Origin of the sequence: Arthrobacter sp. zg-Y1171 (genome assembly GCF_025244845.1) — a bacterium.
Taxonomy (GTDB): domain Bacteria; phylum Actinomycetota; class Actinomycetes; order Actinomycetales; family Micrococcaceae; genus Arthrobacter_B.
Window position 1 is genome coordinate 3,225,795 of record NZ_CP104264.1, and the last position, 19,337, is coordinate 3,245,131.

The 19,337-nt window shown below is 66.6% G+C and carries 16 protein-coding genes; 3 read left to right on the forward strand and 13 right to left on the reverse strand.

Translation table 11 applies throughout. The features are described from left to right. Nucleotides 1-313 precede the first annotated feature (313 nt). Complete coding sequence (locus tag N2L00_RS15210) at nucleotides 314-817, reverse strand: MarR family winged helix-turn-helix transcriptional regulator (protein ID WP_255765355.1); 504 nt, start codon at nucleotides 815-817, stop codon at nucleotides 314-316. Nucleotides 818-910: 93 nt separating this feature from the next. On the opposite strand from N2L00_RS15210, the gene N2L00_RS15215 reads away from it, so the two are divergent. Next, nucleotides 911-2,773, forward strand: a complete 1,863-nt coding sequence (locus tag N2L00_RS15215) for an ABC transporter ATP-binding protein (protein ID WP_255862316.1) — start codon at nucleotides 911-913, stop codon at nucleotides 2,771-2,773. Nucleotides 2,774-2,801: 28 nt separating this feature from the next. Here N2L00_RS15215 and N2L00_RS15220 read toward each other — a convergent pair whose 3' ends face one another. The 3 genes from N2L00_RS15220 to N2L00_RS15230 all read right to left on the reverse strand — a co-directional run bounded on the left by N2L00_RS15220 (nucleotide 2,802) and on the right by N2L00_RS15230 (nucleotide 4,165). Beyond that, the gene (locus N2L00_RS15220) at nucleotides 2,802-3,167 is read right to left on the reverse strand and encodes a VOC family protein (RefSeq protein ID WP_255765357.1); all 366 of its coding nucleotides are present in this window, start codon (nucleotides 3,165-3,167) and stop codon (nucleotides 2,802-2,804) included. Between the two features lie 88 nt (nucleotides 3,168-3,255). Continuing rightward, the gene (locus N2L00_RS15225; RefSeq protein WP_255765358.1) at nucleotides 3,256-3,615 is read right to left on the reverse strand and encodes a VOC family protein; all 360 of its coding nucleotides are present in this window, start codon (nucleotides 3,613-3,615) and stop codon (nucleotides 3,256-3,258) included. A 94-nt stretch (nucleotides 3,616-3,709) separates the two neighbouring features. Continuing rightward, complete coding sequence (locus N2L00_RS15230) at nucleotides 3,710-4,165, reverse strand: MarR family winged helix-turn-helix transcriptional regulator (RefSeq protein WP_255765359.1); 456 nt, start codon at nucleotides 4,163-4,165, stop codon at nucleotides 3,710-3,712. 90 nt (nucleotides 4,166-4,255) lie between these two features. On the opposite strand from N2L00_RS15230, the gene N2L00_RS15235 reads away from it, so the two are divergent. After that, complete coding sequence (locus N2L00_RS15235) at nucleotides 4,256-5,497, forward strand: multidrug effflux MFS transporter (RefSeq protein ID WP_255765360.1); 1,242 nt, start codon at nucleotides 4,256-4,258, stop codon at nucleotides 5,495-5,497. 95 nt (nucleotides 5,498-5,592) lie between these two features. Here the strand turns inward: N2L00_RS15235 and N2L00_RS15240 are convergent, their stop codons facing one another. The 7 genes from N2L00_RS15240 to ctaD all read right to left on the reverse strand — a co-directional run bounded on the left by N2L00_RS15240 (nucleotide 5,593) and on the right by ctaD (nucleotide 16,160). Further along, complete coding sequence (locus tag N2L00_RS15240) at nucleotides 5,593-8,112, reverse strand: MMPL family transporter (RefSeq protein WP_255765361.1); 2,520 nt, start codon at nucleotides 8,110-8,112, stop codon at nucleotides 5,593-5,595. Continuing rightward, nucleotides 8,105-8,809, reverse strand: coding sequence for a TetR/AcrR family transcriptional regulator (locus N2L00_RS15245; RefSeq protein ID WP_255765362.1), 705 nt, complete (start codon nucleotides 8,807-8,809; stop codon nucleotides 8,105-8,107). The genes N2L00_RS15240 and N2L00_RS15245 overlap by 8 nt, the downstream gene beginning before the upstream one ends. A 117-nt stretch (nucleotides 8,810-8,926) precedes the next feature. Continuing rightward, on the reverse strand, nucleotides 8,927-9,904 hold the full coding sequence (locus tag N2L00_RS15250; RefSeq protein ID WP_255765363.1) for an aldo/keto reductase: 978 nt from the start codon (nucleotides 9,902-9,904) through the stop codon (nucleotides 8,927-8,929). A 32-nt stretch (nucleotides 9,905-9,936) separates the two neighbouring features. Next, on the reverse strand, nucleotides 9,937-10,821 hold the full coding sequence (locus N2L00_RS15255) for a Rieske 2Fe-2S domain-containing protein (RefSeq protein ID WP_255765364.1): 885 nt from the start codon (nucleotides 10,819-10,821) through the stop codon (nucleotides 9,937-9,939). Nucleotides 10,822-10,959: 138 nt separating this feature from the next. Further along, nucleotides 10,960-12,348, reverse strand: a complete 1,389-nt coding sequence (locus N2L00_RS15260; protein WP_255765365.1) for an FAD-binding oxidoreductase — start codon at nucleotides 12,346-12,348, stop codon at nucleotides 10,960-10,962. Between the two features lie 42 nt (nucleotides 12,349-12,390). Further along, nucleotides 12,391-14,169 carry an L-lactate permease gene (locus N2L00_RS15265; RefSeq protein WP_255862797.1) on the reverse strand — a complete coding sequence of 593 codons (1,779 nt, stop codon included), beginning with the start codon at nucleotides 14,167-14,169 and terminating at the stop codon, nucleotides 12,391-12,393. A 236-nt stretch (nucleotides 14,170-14,405) separates the two neighbouring features. Next, the gene (gene ctaD / locus N2L00_RS15270; protein ID WP_255765367.1) at nucleotides 14,406-16,160 is read right to left on the reverse strand and encodes a cytochrome c oxidase subunit I; all 1,755 of its coding nucleotides are present in this window, start codon (nucleotides 16,158-16,160) and stop codon (nucleotides 14,406-14,408) included. A 186-nt stretch (nucleotides 16,161-16,346) separates the two neighbouring features. Between ctaD and N2L00_RS15275 the strand changes: the two genes are divergently transcribed. Then, nucleotides 16,347-17,123: an SDR family oxidoreductase gene (locus tag N2L00_RS15275; protein WP_255862315.1), complete on the forward strand. Its 777-nt coding sequence runs from the start codon at nucleotides 16,347-16,349 to the stop codon at nucleotides 17,121-17,123. A gap of 10 nt (nucleotides 17,124-17,133) precedes the next feature. On the opposite strand, the gene N2L00_RS15280 is transcribed toward N2L00_RS15275, so the two are convergent. Continuing rightward, complete coding sequence (locus N2L00_RS15280) at nucleotides 17,134-17,556, reverse strand: ChaB family protein (RefSeq protein ID WP_255862796.1); 423 nt, start codon at nucleotides 17,554-17,556, stop codon at nucleotides 17,134-17,136. A 140-nt stretch (nucleotides 17,557-17,696) separates the two neighbouring features. Beyond that, the gene (locus N2L00_RS15285) at nucleotides 17,697-19,247 is read right to left on the reverse strand and encodes a sodium:alanine symporter family protein (RefSeq protein WP_260554394.1); all 1,551 of its coding nucleotides are present in this window, start codon (nucleotides 19,245-19,247) and stop codon (nucleotides 17,697-17,699) included. Nucleotides 19,248-19,337 lie beyond the last annotated feature (90 nt).

The window sequence follows — 19,337 nt, forward strand, 5'->3', positions numbered from 1 at the left end:
AAAAGAGCGAGAAAGGCACGGGCATCCCGTGGGGCGCGCGGCAGCTGCTGTGTACGCTGGCCGTCCTGCGCCGGCGCCCTACAAGGGGCGGGCAGGATTCGGGGGCGGCGAGGAACTTAGTGCGGGCCGTGCCGGGGCCGCGAAACCCGCCCGGGTGAGGGACTTACCGCTCGTTTTACACATGAAATAGAGACCTTATATCGAGACTTTTTTCAATCACCGGCAAATTGCCGCCAAGGAAGGCACGCAGCAATGCGTGGAATTCCCGTTCGAAATCTAACAGAGCGACCGCCACAGGAGAAAATCAGGCTGCTTAGCTTTCCATCATGTTTTGCCGGGACCCGTCCCTGCCTCCGCCAAGTTCCCCCAGGATCCGCGCCAGCTCCGCCCGGTCACCCGGCTCCAGGACGGAAAAGAACTCGTCCGCCTCGCGCTTCCGGTCCGCCAGCACCGTTTCCCGCAGCCGCTCCCCTGCCTGCGTCAGCGTCAGCAGGGTAGCCCGACGGTCGGTCGGATGCGCCCGGCGCTCCACCAGCCCCTTGGCAGTCAACTGGTCCACCACCTCCGTGGCCGAGCGCGGGGCAATGCGCAGCCGCTCCGCCAGTTCCTTCAGCCGCAGCCCCGGCTCGCAGCCGACCCCGGCCGTGTCCGGTGCCGCCCCGTGCGCCGCTGCCCGTGCCACGGCGCTCAGCGCCCGGAACTGGTGCGGCGTCAGGTCATACGGGGCCAGCTGCTGCATCCAGCGCTTCCGCAGTCCGCGGAACGCCGTATGCATCAGTTCCCCCAGGGCGGCCGGATCGGCAGAAGCATCAGTCATGAAAACAGTCTACCCATTTCGCGGTAACCACATAATGAGGTAACCTCTGCATTAGCTGCCGAATCGCATCTTCCGGCAGCGACAGGAGGAACCATGGCTATTCCCGAAGCGGCCCCCGAAGGCCCCGGAAGCGGCAGGGGACCAGGCGGCGGCCGCGGCCCCGCAAAGCTGAATCCCGCCGACCAAAAGCAACTGAACCGGCATCCGGTTCACCTGCGGCGCATCGCCGCACTATTCGCCCCGCACAAGGGGACCATCGCCGTCGTCGTCCTGCTGATCACTGCCTCGTCGGTGGTCGGCCTGGCACAGCCGTTCCTGGTCCGCGCGGTGATTGACGACGCACTGCCGCACGGCAACACCCGGCTGCTGCTGTTCCTGACCGCATCCATGGTGGGCGTGGCCGCCCTGACCGCCGCCATCGGCGTCGTACAGACCTGGCTGGCCACCAGCATGGGCCAGCGCGTTATGCACACCCTGCGCGTGGATCTCTTCACCCATCTGCAGGCCCAGTCGCTCGGCTTCTTCACCCGCACCCGCGGCGGGGAGGTGCAGTCCCGGCTCACGCACGATATCTCCGGCATGCAGTCCGTGGTCACCACCACCGCCACGGGCGTGGCATCCAACCTCACGACGGCGGTCGCCACCGCCGTGGCGATGGTGGCACTCTCCCCCGGCCTGAGCCTGATTTCGCTGGTGGTGCTCCCGCCGGCGATCTGGCTCTCCCGCCGCGTGGCGATGATCCGCCGCGACGTCACCGACGAACGCCAGCGCGAGCTCGCCGCCCTGCACACCCAGGTGGAGGAGGGCCTCTCGGTCTCGGGCGTCCGGCTGGCCAAAACGCTGGGCACCGGTCCGCGCGACGCCGACCGGTTCCGCGCCCGCTCCGAAACCCTGGTGGGACTGGAACTGCGCAGCCAGCTCGCCGGGCGCTGGCGGATGGCCACCATGCAGATTGTCTTCGCCGCCATTCCGGCCGTCATCTACCTCGCCGCCGGTTTCCCCGCCACCAGCGGCGGCATGACCATCGGCACCCTGGTGGCGTTCACCGGACTGCAGGCCGGCATCTTCCGGCCGGTCATGGGGCTGCTGAACATCGGCGTGCAGTGGGTGACCGCGCTGGCGTTCTTCAGCCGGATCTTCGAGTACCTGGACCTCGAGCCGCAGATCCGGCCGGCCGAAAATCCGGTCCGGCTGGACCCGGCAACCGTGCGCGGCGACGTGCGGTTCGAGGACGTGCACTTTGCGTACGACGACGGCACGGAAGTCCTGCACGGCATCGACCTGACGCTGCCCGCCGGGACCGCCACCGCCGTCGTCGGCCCCACCGGCTCCGGCAAGAGCACCCTGGCGTCCCTGCTGCCGCGGCTCAATGACACCGGCTCCGGCCGCGTCACCATCGACGGCGTGGACGTGCGCGACCTGGCCCCCGAGGACCTCGCCCGGATTGTCGGCGTCGTCTCGCAGGAGACCTACCTGATCCATGCCTCCATCCGCGAGAATCTGCTGCTGGCCGAGGCGGACGCCACCGACGAGCAGCTCTGGTCCGCGCTTGCCGCCGCGCAGATGGCCGACACCGTCGGCGCCCTGCCCGACGGCCTGGACACCCTGGTGGGTGCGCGCGGCCACCGCTTCTCCGGCGGGGAGCAGCAGCGGCTCGCCATTGCCCGCACCATCCTGCGCAATCCGCCGGTGCTCGTCCTGGACGAGGCCACCTCGGCGCTGGACAACACCACCGAAGCGCAGGTGCAGCTAGCCCTCGAGCGGCTGTCCGCCGGGCGCACCACGCTGACCATCGCGCACCGGCTCTCCACCGTGGAGAATGCGGATCAGGTGGTGGTGCTCGACGCCGGCCGGGTCATCGAAGCGGGCACGCCCGCCGAGCTGCGGGCGGCCGAGGGCGCGTTCGCCCGGCTTGCCGCGCACACCGCCACATTGGAGGACAACCTCGCCCGCTAATCTGCGGGACGCCGGCCGCCCCGGACGGCTAGGCCTGGCAGAGGCAGAACGGATGACCTGCCGGATCCAGGAACACGCGGAAAGTCCTCCCCAGCTGTTGCTCGTGTTTGGTTGCCCCAAGCGCGAGAACCGCGGCTTCCCCTTCGTCCAGATCGTCCACATCGACATCGATATGCATCTGCTGGGGAACATCCTGGCCCGGCCAGACCGGCGGAGTGTAGTTTTCCACCCGCTGGAAAGCGAAGCGCTGGCCGGTGACGTCGGAGATTTCGGTCCAGTCGCCGTCGTACCCGTCCAGGTCCACCTTCCAGTCCAGGAGGGCGCCGTAGAAGAGGGCGAGTGCCTCGGGGTCCGGGCAGTCGATAACCGTGCTGGGTACTCGTGCAATAGCCATGGCTGGAACCTTAGAGCACCCTGCCGCCGGCTGTCACGGAATTTCTGCCCACCCGATGCCGGGCGGGCGCCGGGCTTCAGTCATCCTGCTAGCCGACGCAGAGGCAGAACGGATGGCCGGCCGGGTCAAGGAACACCCGAAAGGTCTCCCCCGGCTGGTACTCGTGCTTGGTGGCGCCAAGGGCGAGGACAGCGGCTTCCGCCTCATCCAGGTCATCCACATCGACGTCGATATGCATCTGCTGGGGAACGTCCTGGCCGGGCCAGGCCGGCGGCGTGTAGTCCTCCACCCGCTGGAAGGCGAAGCGCTGGCCGGTGACGTCGGTGATGTCGGCCCAGCCGTCGTCGTCCACACCCACCTTCCAGTCCAGGAGGGTGCCGTAGAAGGTGGCGAGTGCCTCGGGATCCGGGCAGTCGATAACAGTGTTGGGAACGCGTGCGATAGCCATGGCCGGAAGCTTAGGACCCCATGCCGCCGGCTGTCACGGGAATTTCGGCCGCCGGTTTACCTTTCTGCTGCCGGTGTGAACCGGCAGCAGGCGTTCAGCCCCGGGCCTGCATGGTGCGGTTCAGGGCAACCAGCGCCCCCGATGCCGCCGCCAGCGCTTCCCGCTGGTCGGCATTCAGCCGCTCGATCCCGGCACGGATCGGCCCCGCCCAGGCGTGGGCAATGACCTCGTTCTGCGCCCGCGCCTCTTCCGTCGGCAGCAGGAGGCTGACCCGCCGGTCCGTCGGGCTGCTCGACCGCGTCACCAGCCCGCGGTCGGCCAGCGTACGGACGGCGGCGCTGGCATTGCTCTGCTTCAGCCCCATCAGCCGGGCGAGTTCCGTGACCGTCAGGCCCGGGTTGTCCAGCACATGCTTGAGCACGGCCAGCTCTGTGTTGGGCAGCGGTTCGATCCCGGTGATCTCGGGCGCCTTCCGGTGGATGTTCCAGGAAAGATCGCGCAGCAGGTCCGCAATTTCGCGCGTTGCCGCCGATGCGCCGTCGTTCGTCATGCCAACGATCCTAGCGCATATCTTAGGATATATATGTCTACATATGCTATGCTCGCTCGACACTTAAACGGTTTTAGAAGAAGGTTTTCCATGACGAGCACCACGCTCCCCGCACCGCCCTCCAAGCGGCCCAACGCCGGCATGCTGACGGGCATCCTGGCCCTGCTGACCGCGGTGGCCCCGCTGTCCATCGACATGTATCTGCCGGCCTTCCCGCACATGGCGCATGACCTGAACACCAGCGCCACCGGCATCCAGCTCACCATGACGGCGTTCCTGGTGGGCCTGGCCCTCGGTCAGCTGGTTATCGGCCCGCTCTCCGACGGCGTCGGCCGCCGCAAGCCGCTGCTGGTCGGCTCCTTCGTTGCCTTGCTGGCCACCGTGCTCTGCGCCGCTGCCCCGAACGTTGAAATCCTGGCCACCGCCCGCTTCCTGCAGGGCCTCGGCGGCGCCGCCGGCATTGTGCTGGCCCGCGCCATTGTCTCGGACACCTCCCGCGGCGCGGCAGCTGCCAAGCTGCTGGGTGTGCTGACCATGATCAGCGTCATTGCCCCCGTGATCGGCCCGCTGGCCGGCGGCGGCATCATTGCCGCCGGCGGCTGGCGGATGGTGTTCTGGGTCCTCGCGGTCCTGGTCCTGCTGATGTTCCTGGGCGCACTGTTCGGAGTGAAGGAAACCCTGCCCGACGCCGACCGCAACCGCGGCGGCCTCAAGACCACCTTCCGCGTGGCGGGAGAAGTACTCCGCAACCGCAACTACACCGGCTACCTGCTGACCTTCTGCTTCTCCTTCGCTGGCCTCTTTGCGTACATCGCCGCCTCCCCGTTCGTCATCCAGAACATCCTGGGCATGTCCGAAACCCGGTTCTCACTCGTGTTCGCCATGAACGCCGTCGCCATCACCATCGTCAGTGCCGTAGCTGCCGCCCTGGCGGGCAAGGCACCGTACCGCCTGATGATCGCCGTTGGCCTGTCCGTCGCCGTCCTGGCGGCTGCCGGCATGCTCATTTCGGTGTCCAACGGCACCCCGACAGTCCCCACCCTGGTGCTGTTCGCCGTCTTCCAGGGTTCCCTGGGCCTGATCTTCGGCAACGCCACGGCGCTGGCGCTCGAAGAGGCCGGGCACCACGCCGGCACCGGCTCCGCTTTCCTGGGCTCCCTGCAGTTCCTGCTGGCAGCCCTCGTGTCCCCGCTGGTTGGCCTGTGGGGCGAAGAGACCGGCGTGCCGATGGGCGTCGCCATGCTCGGTTTCCTGGTCCTGGCCGCCGCGTCCTTCCTGCTGCTCACGCGTGCGTCCGTGGAAGCTCCGGCCGAAGAGGCCGCAGCCGTCTAGGCACGCTCTTCCCGGACTCCCATTCCCGAACCAAAAAGGTGCCGCCCTTCCCGAAGGAAGGGCGGCACCTTTTGTTCTCAGGAAACGGGCGGAAACTAGCTCCGGACCGGTTCCTCCACCTCTGAGTGCTGCTCATCGACGTGCGGATGGCGGCGTTCCAGGGACGCGCCCTCGACGTCGACGTCCGGCAGGATCTTGTCCACCCACTTCGGCAGCCACCAGGCCTTGTCGCCGGCAAGGTGCATCAGAGCCGGGATCAGCAGCATCCGGACCACGAAGGCATCAACCAGGACACCGAAGGCCAGGGCGAAACCAATCGGCCGGATCATCGTGCTGTGCGAGAAGATGAACCCGCCGAACACGGACGCCATGATGATGGCGGCCGCGGCAACCACCGAGCGGCCGGCGCGGAAGCCCTGCGCCACGGCGAGGCGTGCAGGGGCTCCGTGGACGTAGGCCTCCCGCATGCCCGAACCGAGGAAGAGCATGTAGTCCATGGCGAGTCCGAAGAGGATGCCCGCCAGGATGGTCGGCAGGAAGCTCAGGATCGGGCCGGGGGTTTCCACCCCGAAGATGCCGGACAGCCAGCCCCACTGGTAGATGGCCACCACGCCGCCGAGCGCGGCGAAGTAGGACAGGATGAAGCCGAGCGTGGCGATGATCGGAACAAAGATGGACCGGAACACCAGGATCAGGATCAGCAGGGACAGTCCCACCACCACGCCGAGGTAGAGCGGCAGGGCTTCGCCCAGCTTCTCGGAGATGTCGATGTTGCCGCTGGCGGAGCCGGCCACGCCGATCTCGTAGTCGCCGTTCTCACCCTCAATCGGGGACATGCCGCGCAGCGAGTTCACCAGGGCCTCGGTGGATTCGCTCGTGGGGCCTTCTTCCGGGATCACCTGGAAGGCGGCCACGCTGCGGTCCTCGGAGGTACCGATGGGGGCCACTGCCGCCACATCGTCCTGGTCGAAGATGGCGCTGGCAATCTCATTCTGGGCTACCAGTGCTTCCTCTTCGCTAGGCTCGCCGGGCAGCTCGGCCACCAGCAGCAGCGGGCCGTTCTGGCCTTCCCCGAACTTCTCAGAGACTGCAGCGTAAGCCCGGTACTGGGTGGTGTCGTGGGATTCGGAAGAACCGTCGGGAAGGTTCAGCCGGAGGTCCATGGAAGGCACCGCCAGCAGCAGCAGCGCGGCAATGGAGGCAACAACCGTGATCACTGCACGGCCGGTCGACATGGGCTTGGCCTCGGCGAGCTGCGGGCGGCCTTCCTTGGAGTCGGCGCCCTCGGCCGGGGTGATGGCAGCGCGTTCCTTGCGGCTGAGGATGCGCATGCCTACAAGCTTCAGCAGTGCCGGGGTCAGGGTGACCGCAACCAGGACAGCGATGGCAACACAGGCTGCCCCCACGGTTCCCATGAGGCCCAGGAACGGGATGCCCGTGATGTTCAGGGCGAGCAGGGCGATGAACACGGTGGCACCGGCGAACACCACGGCGTTGCCGGAGGTGCCGTTGGCCAGCGCAATGGATTCCTGCAGGGAGAGGCCGGTCTTGAGCTGCCGGCGATGCCGGTTGACGATGAACAGTGCGTAGTCAATGCCCACTGCCAGGCCAAGCATCAGGCCGAGTACGGGGGTTACCGACGCCATTTCGACGACGCCGGAGAAGGCCAGCGCGCCGAGGGCGCCGATGCCCACACCGATCAGGGCGGTCAGCAGCGGCAGGCCGGCACCGATCAGGGTCCCCAGCATCACAAACAGGACGATTCCTGCGATGACGAGGCCAACTACTTCACCGATGCCGAAGAGTGCAGGCACCGCGGCGGAGATCTCGGCGGAGTAATCCACTTTCACCCCGTCGATAGGCTCGTCTTCAAAGACGGCCACCAGGGCGTCCTTGGTTTCCTCCGTCACTTCCATCTGCGTATCCGTGAAGGTCACGTTCAGGATGGCGGCGCTGCCGTCCTCGGAAACCATGCGGATCTCCTTGGCCATGTCCAGCAGGGCTGCACCCTGTTCGGCCTGCACCGCGCCGGCTTCCAGCTCTTCACTGCCGGCGTCCAGTTCCGCGCGCTTGGCATCCAGTTCGGCCTGCTGCGCGTCCAGCGCCGCCATCATTTCGGCGGGGGCGCCGGCTGCTTCGGCCTGCTGCCGTGCGGTGTCGAGCTGGGCCTGCCCGGCCTCCAGCTGGGCGCGGCCGTCCTCGATCTGGGCGCGGCCCGCCTCAACCTGCGCCAGGCCTGCCTCGAGCTCCTGCCCCTGCTTGGCCCGGTCCGCCTCGGTGGCGAACGGATCGATGACGTTTTCCACGCCGTCGATCTCGGCTGCCTTGTTCACCAGAGCGGTGATTTCCTGCTGCTGGGCGTCGGTGAAGCGGGAGCCGTCCTCCGTCTGGACCATCACGGAGCCGGAGCCGCCCGATGCCTGCGGAAGCTTTTCCTGCAGGCGTTCGGTGACCTGGGTGGTGGGCGTGTCGGGAATGGAGAACGCGGTGGTGAGGGTACCGCTGAAGAGCGTGAAGGCCACGCCGGCCACCACGAGCACTGCGAACCACGCCGCCAGCACAGTGCGTGCACGGCGGGCTGCAGCTGCTCCGAGGCGGTAGAGGAATTCAGCCATTGAGAGTCTGTCCTTTAGAGGGATGGTTGGAGGAAACTACGGAACTAGGGCAGGGTTGGCCGGCCTGGCCGGCCGGTCCGGCGGCATGGCCGGTACGGACGGTTTCGAGGAGCTGGTCCAGCATCCGCGCCCAGCTGCGCCGGGACTCCGGGGTGTCGACGGCGCCGGTGGCGCAATGCCAGTGGTGGTACAGCACCCCAAGCCCGCTGGTCAGGGCGCCCACCAGAAGGTGCACGCTGAGCTTGTCGGCCTCGGGGTGGCGGCTGAGCATCACGGCTGACAGCCGTTCGCTGAGCTCGGTGAAGGCCCGCAGGGCCATGGGATGTGCCGTCACCGCCGGCCCGCCGTCGCCGAGCACGCGGTTCAGGTAGGCCATGGGTGCCACCAGGTCCGCCTTGCGGAAGGCCTCGGCAATTTCGTCCAGCACGGCCGGGCCGTCGGACGCCGGGACGGCGGTCAGGCTGGCGACGGCGGCGCTGAGTATGTCGCTGCACACCTCCGAGACAATGTCGTTGATGGAGGCAAAGTGGTTGAACACCGTGCGGCGCGAAACGTCTGCGCGCTGCGCCAACTCGTCCACGGTGAAGTCCGTGGCCTGGCGTTCGTCCATCAGCGCGGCCGCGGCAGCAACAATGTCCTGCCGGTGGCGGCTTTTCAGCGCTTTGCGGCGGTCTTCAACCGGGAGGGTGGTGAGCACGTTTCTACACTACGTGCATCATTGCACTCGGTGCAAACGATTCCGGAAGGCGTCGATACCCGAGCAGGTCCGCGCGGATCTGACGGCAGTGGGCGGGGCCTGACGCGATCCGCCGGGTCAGTACCGGGCGCCCTCCGGCTGCGGTGCGTCATTGAGCAATGCCAGGTCCTCGCCACTGAGCACCAGGTCCCCGGCACCCACGTTTTCGCGCAGGTATTTGGGGGTCTTGGTGCCGGGAATCGGAATTACCCGCCGGCCCTGGGCCACCGTCCACGCCAGCGCCACCTGGGCGGGCGTGGCCCCCACCCGTGCCGCGACGTCGTGCACCCGTTGCACAATGGCGAGGTTTGCCTTGAGGTTCTCCTGCTGGAAGCGCGGAAGCCTGCGGCGCATGTCATCAGCGGGCAGGTCGTCGAAGGAGGTGAAGCGGCCGGTGAGGAAACCGCGGCCCAGCGGCGAGAAGGGCAGGAACGCCATCCCCTGCTCCTCGCAGTAGGGCACGACGTCGGCCAGCCGGTCCCGGGTCCAGAGCGAGAGTTCGGACTGCACGGCGGTCACCGGATGCACCGTCTGCGCCAGCCGGATCTGTTCCACGCCGGCCTCGGACAGGCCGATGGCCCGGGCCTTGCCGTCACGGACCACCTGGGCCATGGCGCCCCAGGATTCCTCAAGCGGCACCTGCGGATCCACCCGGTGCAGGATGTATAAGTCCACGTGATCGGTGCCGAGCCGGCGCAGGCTCGCATCGATGGATGCGCGGATGTGCTCGGGGCGGCCGTCCTTCTTCAGTCCGGGCATGGTTCCGGCAGCCGGGGCCTCGTTGCTGACCTCCAGCCCCACCTTGGTAGACAGCACCACCCGCTCCCGGTAGCCGTCCTTCAACGCCTGCCCCACGAGTTCCTCATTGGTGTAGGGGCCGTACACGTCGGCGGTGTCAATCAGGGTGGTCCCGAGTTCGATCGCTCCGCGGATTACCGAGATAGAGGTTTCGTCGTCGCGTTCCGCATTCATGTCGTAGGCGTAGCTCATGCCCATGCAACCCAGGCCGATGACGCCGACCTCTGGACCATTGGCTCCCAGTGAAGTTGTACGCATTGCAGGCTCCTTGCGTAGTGCAGCGGACAGGTTTAAGGCTTAACGCTCACTTCCAGCAGACCGTCCCGGATCCGGGTGGAAAAAACCGGCTGCGGGGAGGTAGCCGGTCCGTGCACCACTTCACCCGACTGCACGGAGAACGTGCTGCCGTGCCAGGGACAGACAATGCACAGCTCGTTTTTCACTTGGCGGAGCTCACCCTCGTGCAGGGGACCGCCGAGATGGCTGCATGTGTCCGCCAGGACGGAAACCGCACCGTCCGCGGCGCCGTCGGTCCGTTTAAGCACCATGAGGTTCACCGTTCCGAGCCGGGCCGGCTGCGGAACCCCCGAAGCGAACGACGCCGCGGGTCCCAGCGAGTGCCAGCCTTCCGGCACCTTCCCGGCGAAGTCCCCATTGCGGTTGACTCCCGCCCCCTGCCGGTAGGACAGGTGTCCGCCCAGGAAGCCGCCGGCACCGGTGACTGCAAGGCCGGTGAAGGCCAGGACCCGGCCCAGGCCCGTCCGGCCCCGCCCCCGCACCAGCCAGGAGGCGGAATAGAGGCCGACGGCGAGTGCGTTGGCGCCCTGGTGCACAATTCCGGTGCGCCGCTGTTCGGTATCCAGCTGGGAGAAGTCCGCGGCGCCCGCGAGCGCCGTGGGACCAGCCGCTGCTACGCCCACGCCAACCAGGGTCCGGGCGGCCCGCTCGTTACCGGGCAGCACGTCCAGCACGGCAGCGGAAACCCACGCTCCCAGCGGCACCACGATCATCAGCGGGTGCAGGGGATGTCCCAAGGGGACGCCGTGCAGGACGTCCCGGACGGCAGGCCAGGGCAGCACCGACTTCACGGTCTTCGCCATCCAGCCGGCTGCAGGGTCCAGCCAGCCCGCGTTTTCCAGTTTGTCGGCAACAGTAACCAAGGGCAGTCGGCGCATGGCCCCTCCTCACGGGGATAAACAGCTGGTGGACTGCACAGGGTAGGCCCCGCCCGGGGCGTGCGCCACCGAAACCGCGGCACCGCGGCGCCCCCGGGTACTGTTGCGCCGGCCCCCGGTCCCGGGGGCCGGCCCGGCCTAGAGCGCCTTTCCCGGGTTGAGGATGCCCAGCGGGTCCAGGGCGGTGCGGATGGTGTGCATGACCTCGAGGGATACCTCGCCCAGCTCCTCTGCCAGCCAATCCCGCTTGAGCAGCCCGATGCCGTGTTCGCCGGTGAGGGTGCCGCCCAGTCCATGGGCAAGGTGGAACATCTCCCCCAGGGCCGCTTTCGCCGGACCGGTGGTGACCGAGTCCTCCGGGTCCAGCACGATCATGGGATGCAGGTTCCCGTCGGAGGCATGCGCGATGGTGAAGATGCGGACCCCGGTGCGCGCGGAGATTTCTTCGAGCCCAGTCACCACTTCCGCCAGCCGTCCCCGGGGAACGCCGATATCGCCGATCGACACCCGGCCCAGCTTCTCCAGTGAGGGGATGGCTTCCCGGCGCGCAGTGATCAGCGCGGCGGCGTGCTCGTCGTCGACGGCCCTTTCGCAGCTGCCCAGCGTCGTCAGGACGTCCATCACCACGTCCTGTTCAAGGAACGCACCGTACCCGTCCGTCTGCACCAGCAGGAACGCTCCGCCCTTTGAGCGGTAATCCGTCCCCATGGCCATATCCACCGCTTCCAGCGTTTGTCCGTCCATCAGCTCCATCACGGACGGCTGGATCCGGGCGGCTACGACGGCGGACGCGGCCTGGGCAGCGGCGGTGACGTCCGGGAAGAAGGCAGCCACTGTGGCGGTATGCACCGGTAGCGGGCGCAGCCGCAGCGTGGCTTCGACCACCACCCCCAGCGTCCCCTCCGAACCGATCATCAGGGCGTTGAGGTCATAGCCGCTGACACCCTTGATGGTTTCGCGGCCGGTCCGCAGTTCCCGTCCGTCCGCCAGGATCACGCGCAGGGCCAGCACCGATTCCCGGGTGACGCCGTACTTGGCGCAGCGCATGCCGCCGGCGTTCGTGGCGATGTTGCCGCCGATGCTGCAGATGGCGGTGCTTGCCGGATCCGGTGCATAGAAGAGCCCATACTCCGCGGCGGCCGCATTGAGGTCGGCGTTGAGCACTCCGGGCTCCACCACGGCCAACTGCTCCACGGGGTCGATGCGCAGGATCCGGTTCATGCCCGAAACATCGAGCACCAGTTCCCCGGCCCGGGAGGACGACGCCGCGGCGAGCCCGGTGCCGGCTCCCCGCGGAACCACGGGTATGCGGTGTTCGGTGGCCAACTTGAGGGTGGCGACGACGTCGTCGGCGGTGCGGGCGAGAACCACGCCGTCCGGCAGCGATTCCGGAACGAAGCCGGACCTGTCGGTGCTCACCCGTTGCCGGTCCGCTTCCAGGAAGGAAACGGAAGGGAAGCCGCTTAGGACGGTGCTGCCGGAGCCGGCAGTGTTAGCGGGAACCGGGTTGAGGGAGTGCGTGCTCACGGGACTTCTCCTTGTAGTTCGGGGAGGTGGTTCGGGCAGGGATTAGGGGACCATCCAGCCAAGAATCGACGTGGACTGCAGCCAGATCAGCACGGTGATGAACGCCAGCAGGCCAAGGCTCCAGCCGATGAGTTTGCGCAGCAGGGTTCCTTCCGCCCCCTCCAGGCCTACAGCGGCGGAGGCGATGGCCAGGTTCTGCAGCGAAAGCATCTTGCCCATAACGCCTGCGGAGGAGTTGGCTGCGGCCATGAGCGTGGGCGACAGCCCGGTTTCGTTGGCCGCGGCTACCTGCAGGGCGCCGAACAGGGAGTTCGAGGAGGTGTCGGAACCCGTAAGGGCCACGCCGATCCACCCCAGCAGAGGGGAAAGCAGTGCGAAGAAGCTTCCCGCGGAGGCCAGGGCGACCCCGAGGGTGGTGGTCTGGCCGGAAAGGTTCATCACGAAGGACAGGGCCAGCACGGAGCAGACGGTCAGGATGGTCCAGCGCAGCTGCTTCAGCGTTTCTCCGTAGACGCGTACTCCGCGGCCCGCCGCGATCCGGTACAGCACCATGGTGATGATGCCGGAGAAAAGCAGCAGGGTGCCGGTGGCCCGGATGTGGTCAAAACGCAGTGTCTGGGCAGCCGCCGGTTTGCCGTTGTTTCCGGTGACGTCGAGTCCCGGCCACAGGAACGTGGTGCTGCCGATGCTGGTCAGCCAGGTCTTGACCACGGGAACCTGGGCAATGGAGAACACCACGATGATCACCAGATAAGGTGCGATGGCCATCCAGACATCGTGTCCGGAGGGCCGTCCGGTGGACGAGGTGGTGCCGCTGGCAGCTCCGTCTCCCTCCCCGCCGTCGGCCCCCGCGCCCACGGCGGTTGCTCCCCCGGCAGCCCCTCCGCTTGCGGCACTGGTTCCGGCCCCTGGTGCGGAACCGCGGCCCGCTCCGGTGAGGGTGTCCGTTCCGACGGATTCCGTTTCCGACACCGACGCGGTTTCCCCTGCCTTCTCGGCCTCGCGGGTTTCACCGGTCATGCCGATGATCTCGGACGGCTGCCAGACCCGGAGCATCAGGAGTACTGCCACCACTGTCACGACGGCGGCAACGACGTCGGTCAGTTCCACAATGAAGAAGTTCGAGGCCGCGAACTGTGCCAGCCCGAAGGCCGCTCCGGCGACCAGTGCTACCGGCCACGTCTGCCGCAGACCGCGTTTACCGTCCACCAGGAAGACCAGGATCAGCGGCACCACCAGTGCAATGAAGGGTGTCTGCCGTCCGGTCATGGAGGACAGTTCCTGCAGCGGGATGCCCGTGACACCGTTCAGCGCGATGATCGGTGCCGCCATGGCGCCGAAGGCCACCGGCGCCGTGTTCGCCAGCAGGGCGACCATGGCGGATTTCAGCGGCTTCATGCCTGCGGCCATCAGCATGGCAGCCGCGATGGCTACGGGCGCTCCGAAGCCGGCCAGGGATTCCAGCAGGGCGCCGAAGCAGAAGGCGATCAGGATGGACAGGATGCGCAGATCGTCCGAGATGGAGCGGATGGTGCGCCCCAGGACCTCAAACCACGGCGTTGCCACGGTCAGCTTGTAGATCCACAGGGCGTTGATCAGGATCCAGAGGATGGGGAAGATGGCATAGAAGGCGCCGAGCCCCGTGGCTGAAAGGACCTGCCCCACCGGCATCTTCCAGCCCACGACGGCAAGGATGATGGACAGTGCCAGGCTGATCAGTGCCGCCTGGTAGGCCTTCATCCGGAACACGCCCAGCAGGACAAACAGAATCAGCAGCGGCAGCGCGGCCAGGATGGCGGACAGGGCCAGGGAACCGGCCATCGGGTCGAGGGGCTGTTGGAACGCAGCAGCAGTCGTCACAAAAACTCCTTTGTTTTTGTTTCCACATCCACGGTGATGATGCGTTGACCCTAGGCCCGCCCCTTGGCAGGGTCAACGGTTGGTGACCACCCGGAACAAAATCGGCTCAGCCAAACCGAAGCGCCGTAAACACAATCGCCGCCGCGGTTCCCTGCCGGTGACGGCCCGGGAACCGCGGCGGCGGCTGCAGTGGTTACCTATTGCCGCGGATCGGGATTGCGCGGCTGCTCGCTGCCCATATCCGCAGCACCGAACAGTTTTTCCGCCGGCGAATTCGTGTCGGAGTTCGCGCGCGCCATCAGTTCGGGATGGTGGAGGTCCAGCGCGGGCCGTTCCGAGCGGATCTTCGGCAGCGAGGTGAAGTTGTGCCGCGGCGGCGGGCAGGAAGTGGCCCACTCCAGCGATCCGCCGAAGCCCCACGGATCATCCACCTCGACCTTCTTGCCGTGCCGCCAGGTGCTGTAGACATTCCAGAAGAAGGGAATCATGGACAGCGCCAGGATGCCCGATCCGATGGTGGAGAGCTGGTTCATTCCGGCGAAGTTGTCCTCCACCAGGTAGTCGGCGTACCGCCGGGGCATCCCCAGCACGCCCAGCCAATGCTGGATCAGGAACGTGGTGTGGAAACCCAGGAAAAGCAGCCAGAAGTGGATCTTGCCGAGCCGTTCGTTCAGCATTTTCCCGGTGAATTTGGGCCACCAGAAATAGAATCCCGCGAACATTGCAAAGACCACGGTCCCGAACACCACGTAGTGGAAGTGCGCCACCACGAAGTACGTGTCCGAGACGTGGAAGTCCAGCGGCGGGGAGGACAGGATGATGCCGGTCAGTCCGCCGAAGAGGAACGTGATCAGGAAGCCGATGCTCCAGAGCATGGGGGTTTCGAAGGTAATGGACCCCCGCCACATGGTGCCGATCCAGTTGAAGAACTTCACCCCGGTGGGCACTGCGATCAGCATGGTCATGAAGGAGAAGAAGGGCAGCATAACGGCGCCGGTCACGTACATGTGGTGCGCCCAAACGGTCATCGACAGGGCGGCGATGGCAATCGTGGCGAACACCAGGCCCTTGTAGCCGAAAATGGATTTCCGGCTGAACACCGGGAGGATTTCGGAGACGATGCCGAAGAACGGCAGCGCGATGATGTAGACCTCGGGATGGCCGAAGAACCAGAACAGGTGCTGCCAGAGGATGGAGCCGCCGCGTTCCGGGTTGAAGATGTCCGCCCCGAAGCGCCGGTCCGCGCCCAGGGCGAACAGTGCTGCGGCCAGGGGCGGGAACGCCATCAGGACCAGAATCGCCGTCACGAGGGTGTTCCAGGTGAAGATCGGCATCCGCCACATGGTCATGCCGGGCGCGCGCAGGCAGATGATGGTGGTGACAAAGTTGACCGAGCCCAGGATGGTGCCGAAGCCGGATAACGCCAGTCCGAAGACCCACAGGTCACCGCCGAGGCCGGGGCTGAACGCGACGTTGGACAGCGGCGTATAGGCTGTCCAGCCGAAGGACGCGGTGCCCTGCGGGGTGATAAACCCGGACAGTGCAATCAGCGAGCCAAACAGGAAGAACCAGAATGCCAAGGCGTTCAGGCGCGGGAACGCGACGTCGGGCGCCCCGATCTGCAGCGGCATGATCACGTTCGCGAAGCCGGCGAAAAGCGGAGTGGCAAACATCAGCAGCATGGCGGTGCCGTGCATCGTGAAGAGCTGGTTGTACTGCTCCCGCGTCTGCAGGATCTGCATCCCCGGTTCAAACAGCTCGGCGCGGATAATCAGTGCCATCACACCGGCCAGCGAGAAAAAGACGAAGGACGTGATCAGGTACATGTAGCCGATGGTCTTGTGGTCCGTGGAGGTGATCCAGTTGACGACGATCCGCCCCCTGGACACCGGCACCACCCGGGGCGCTACAAACGTTCCGTCCGGTTCCGCGGTGTATTTCACTGTCGACATGGAACTATCCCGATCCGCCGAAGGGTACTGCCCTGCCAGGAACATCCGAGACTGTGCTTGGTATCGTATGGCGGCGGCGGACAGCCCGCCAGACCCCTGCGGGAATCAGCAGGCAGCGGCACGCGATGCGGCAGGCCCGTTCCGGAACCGGTGCCGCCCGGAGGAAGGGCAAGGCACAATGCAATGATGGACAACCAGACCCGTTCGACCGAAACACCTCCGCCCCTGACCGCCGTTATTACCGGGGCGGGTTCGGGGATCGGCCGTGCCACGGCCCGGGCTTTCCTGTCCGCCGGTTTCCGGGTGGTCCTGGCCGGCCGCCGGGAGGCGGAGCTGCAGGAAACCGCCGCCGGCTCCGAAGCGGCACTCGTGGTGCCCGCGGACATAACGGTGCCCGACGACGTCGAGCGGCTTTTCGCCGCGGCCGTCGGCGCATTCGGGCGGATAGACGTGTTGTTCAACAATGCCGGGACGTTCGGTCCCACGGGCAGCATCGACGAGCTGAGCATCGAGGACTGGAACCGGACCCTGGCGGTCAACGTCACCGGCACCATGCTGTGTGCCGCTGCGGCCGTGCGGCACATGAAGGCCCAGTCCCCGCACGGCGGCCGGATCATCAACAACGGCTCGGTGTCGGCGCACACGCCCCGTCCACTTTCGGCGGCGTATACCGCGACCAAGCACGCGGTCACCGGCCTGACCAAGGCCATAGACCTGGACGGGCGCCCCTTCGGCATCACCTGCGGGCAGATCGACATCGGCAACGCCGCCACCGACCTGCTTGCGGGGATCGGCGGCGGGCAGGGGGCGCTGCAGGCCAACGGCACCCGGGCCGAGGAACCCTCGTTCCCCGCGGAGGAGGCCGCTGCCGCCGTACTGTTTATGGCCTCCGCCCCGGCGTCGGCCAATGTCCGCTCACTGCTGGTTACCGCGGCCGGGATGCCTTTCGGCGGCCGCGGCTAGGGCCCCGCCGCTAGCTTTCCCGGGCCTTCCGGGTCTGCTTTTCGCTGGCCTTCTGCAGCGCCTCCACCAGCTCGTCCTTGGTCATCTTCGAGCGGCCGGGAATGTCCAGCCGGGACGCGAGTTCGTACAAGTGCGCCTTGGACGCGTTGGCGTCCACTCCTCCGGCCGTGTCCTTGGACGAAGTACGCCCTTCGGCAGCACGGGCATCGGAGGGTCCTTTCTGCTCCTTTTCCTCCCAGTGGTCGCCCACTTTTTCGTGGGTGTGCTTGAGGGAGGCGTACGCCGTCCGGGCGGCCCGCTCGCCGTCGCCGTATTCCTCCACCGCGGAATCGTAGGTTTTGGCGAACGTGTTCTGAGCCTTGGAATCCGAGCGCTGCAGGGTCGAAGGCAGTTCGCTCTTCACTGCGCGGTCGTTCTTGCCGGTCTTAGGCATCGTCATCCCTGTCCGTAGATTTCCTTACGGTCTACCACCCTGCGCGGCACGGGCTCAACCAAAAACTCCCCCGCGGCTTCCGGGCGATACCCGGAAGCGGCGGAGGAGTTTGGCAGCAAGGGCACCTGCCCGACGCACGGTTACGCGGTGGCGGCGGCGGCCTCGATGTCGTCGTCGTCAATGCCCAGCATCTCCAGCTTTCCGCTCTTGCGGTCTGCCAGGTACTGCTTCATTTCCTTCTTGATCACGGGCAGCAGCAGGTACACGCCGAGCAGGTTCACGAACGCGCAGACAAAGAGCGCGGCGTCGGCGAAGCTGATGACCTGGCTGAAGGACAGGACGCAGCCGGCCACGGTGAAGAGCAGGAAGATGACCTTGTAGGCGATCTCGCGGCGCTTGCCGCGGCCGAAGAGGTACTCCCAGGACTTCAGGCCGTAGTAGGACCAGGTGATCAGGGTGGAGTAGGCGAAGAGCGCCACGGCGATGGAGAGCACGATCGGGAACCACGGCAGGACGGTGGCGAACGCATCGGAGGTGAGGATGACGCCGTCGGGCGCGTCGCCTCCGGCCTGGACCTGGTCAATTCCTGCCTGCAGGCTGGGGGTGGAGGCCATGATGATGGCCAGGGCGGTCATGGTGCAGATGAGCACGGTGTCCACCAGCGGTTCGAAGAGCGCCACGAAGCCTTCGCTGACCGGCCGGCGGGTCTTGACCGCCGAGTGGGCGATAGCTGCGGAACCGACGCCCGCCTCGTTCGAGAAGGACGCCCGCTGGAAGCCCACGATCATAACGCCTAAGATGCCGCCGGCGAAGCCCTCGGGACGGAACGCCCCCTCGATGATGGCGCCGAAGGCTGCCGGCACGTTCTCGAAGTTGACGATGATGACGAACAGGCAGGCCAGAATGTAGATGCCACCCATGGCCGGCACCAGCTTGGAAGTGGTGGCACCGATGGACTTGATGCCGCCGAGGATCACCACGGCCACCAGGGCCGCCAGGACCAGTCCGAAGATCAGGGCCGCGCCCGCGCTGCCGAGGAGACCGTCCTCGCCGCCGGTGACGTTCTGGATCTGCGCGAAGGTCTGGTTGGCCTGGAACATGTTGCCGCCGGCAATGCCGAAGATCAGGATCGCTACCGCAAAGATTCCGGTGAGGATCTTCGCGGGCCAGCGGCCCAGGCGCCGGAAGGCTACCGGCAGGTACTTGAACGGACCGCCGCTGATCGAGCCGTCTTCATGGACTTCGCGGTACTTCACGCCGAGCGTGCATTCCGCGAACTTCGAGGCCATGCCCAGCAGGCCGGCCAGGATCATCCAGAAGGTTGCGCCGGGACCGCCCAGGGCCATGGCCGCACCGACGCCGGCGATGTTGCCGAGGCCGACTGTGCCGGACAGGGCGGAGGTAAGGGCCTGGAAATGCGGCACCTCCCCCGGATCATCCTTGGAGGAGAATTTGCCGCGGACCACCTGGGTGGCCACCTTCAGTCCGCGGAACTGGATGAAGCCGAAGTAGAAAGTGAAGACGATGCCGGCGAGGATCAGCCAGGCGACCACTACGGGGAAACTGAAGTCGCCGATGCTGACCGGGAAGAACACGATCCCGGAGAACACGGTGGTAATCGGTTCGAAAAAGGAGTTGACCGCGGAGTCGATGGTGCCGAGCAACCCACCGTCCTCAGATGCCGGTGCCATGGAGACTGCCCGAGCTGCGTTCATTTGGTTCGAACCCCTGTTTCAAGTAAGTGTGCTGTCGAATGCGACAACATAGCCTCGCTTAACACA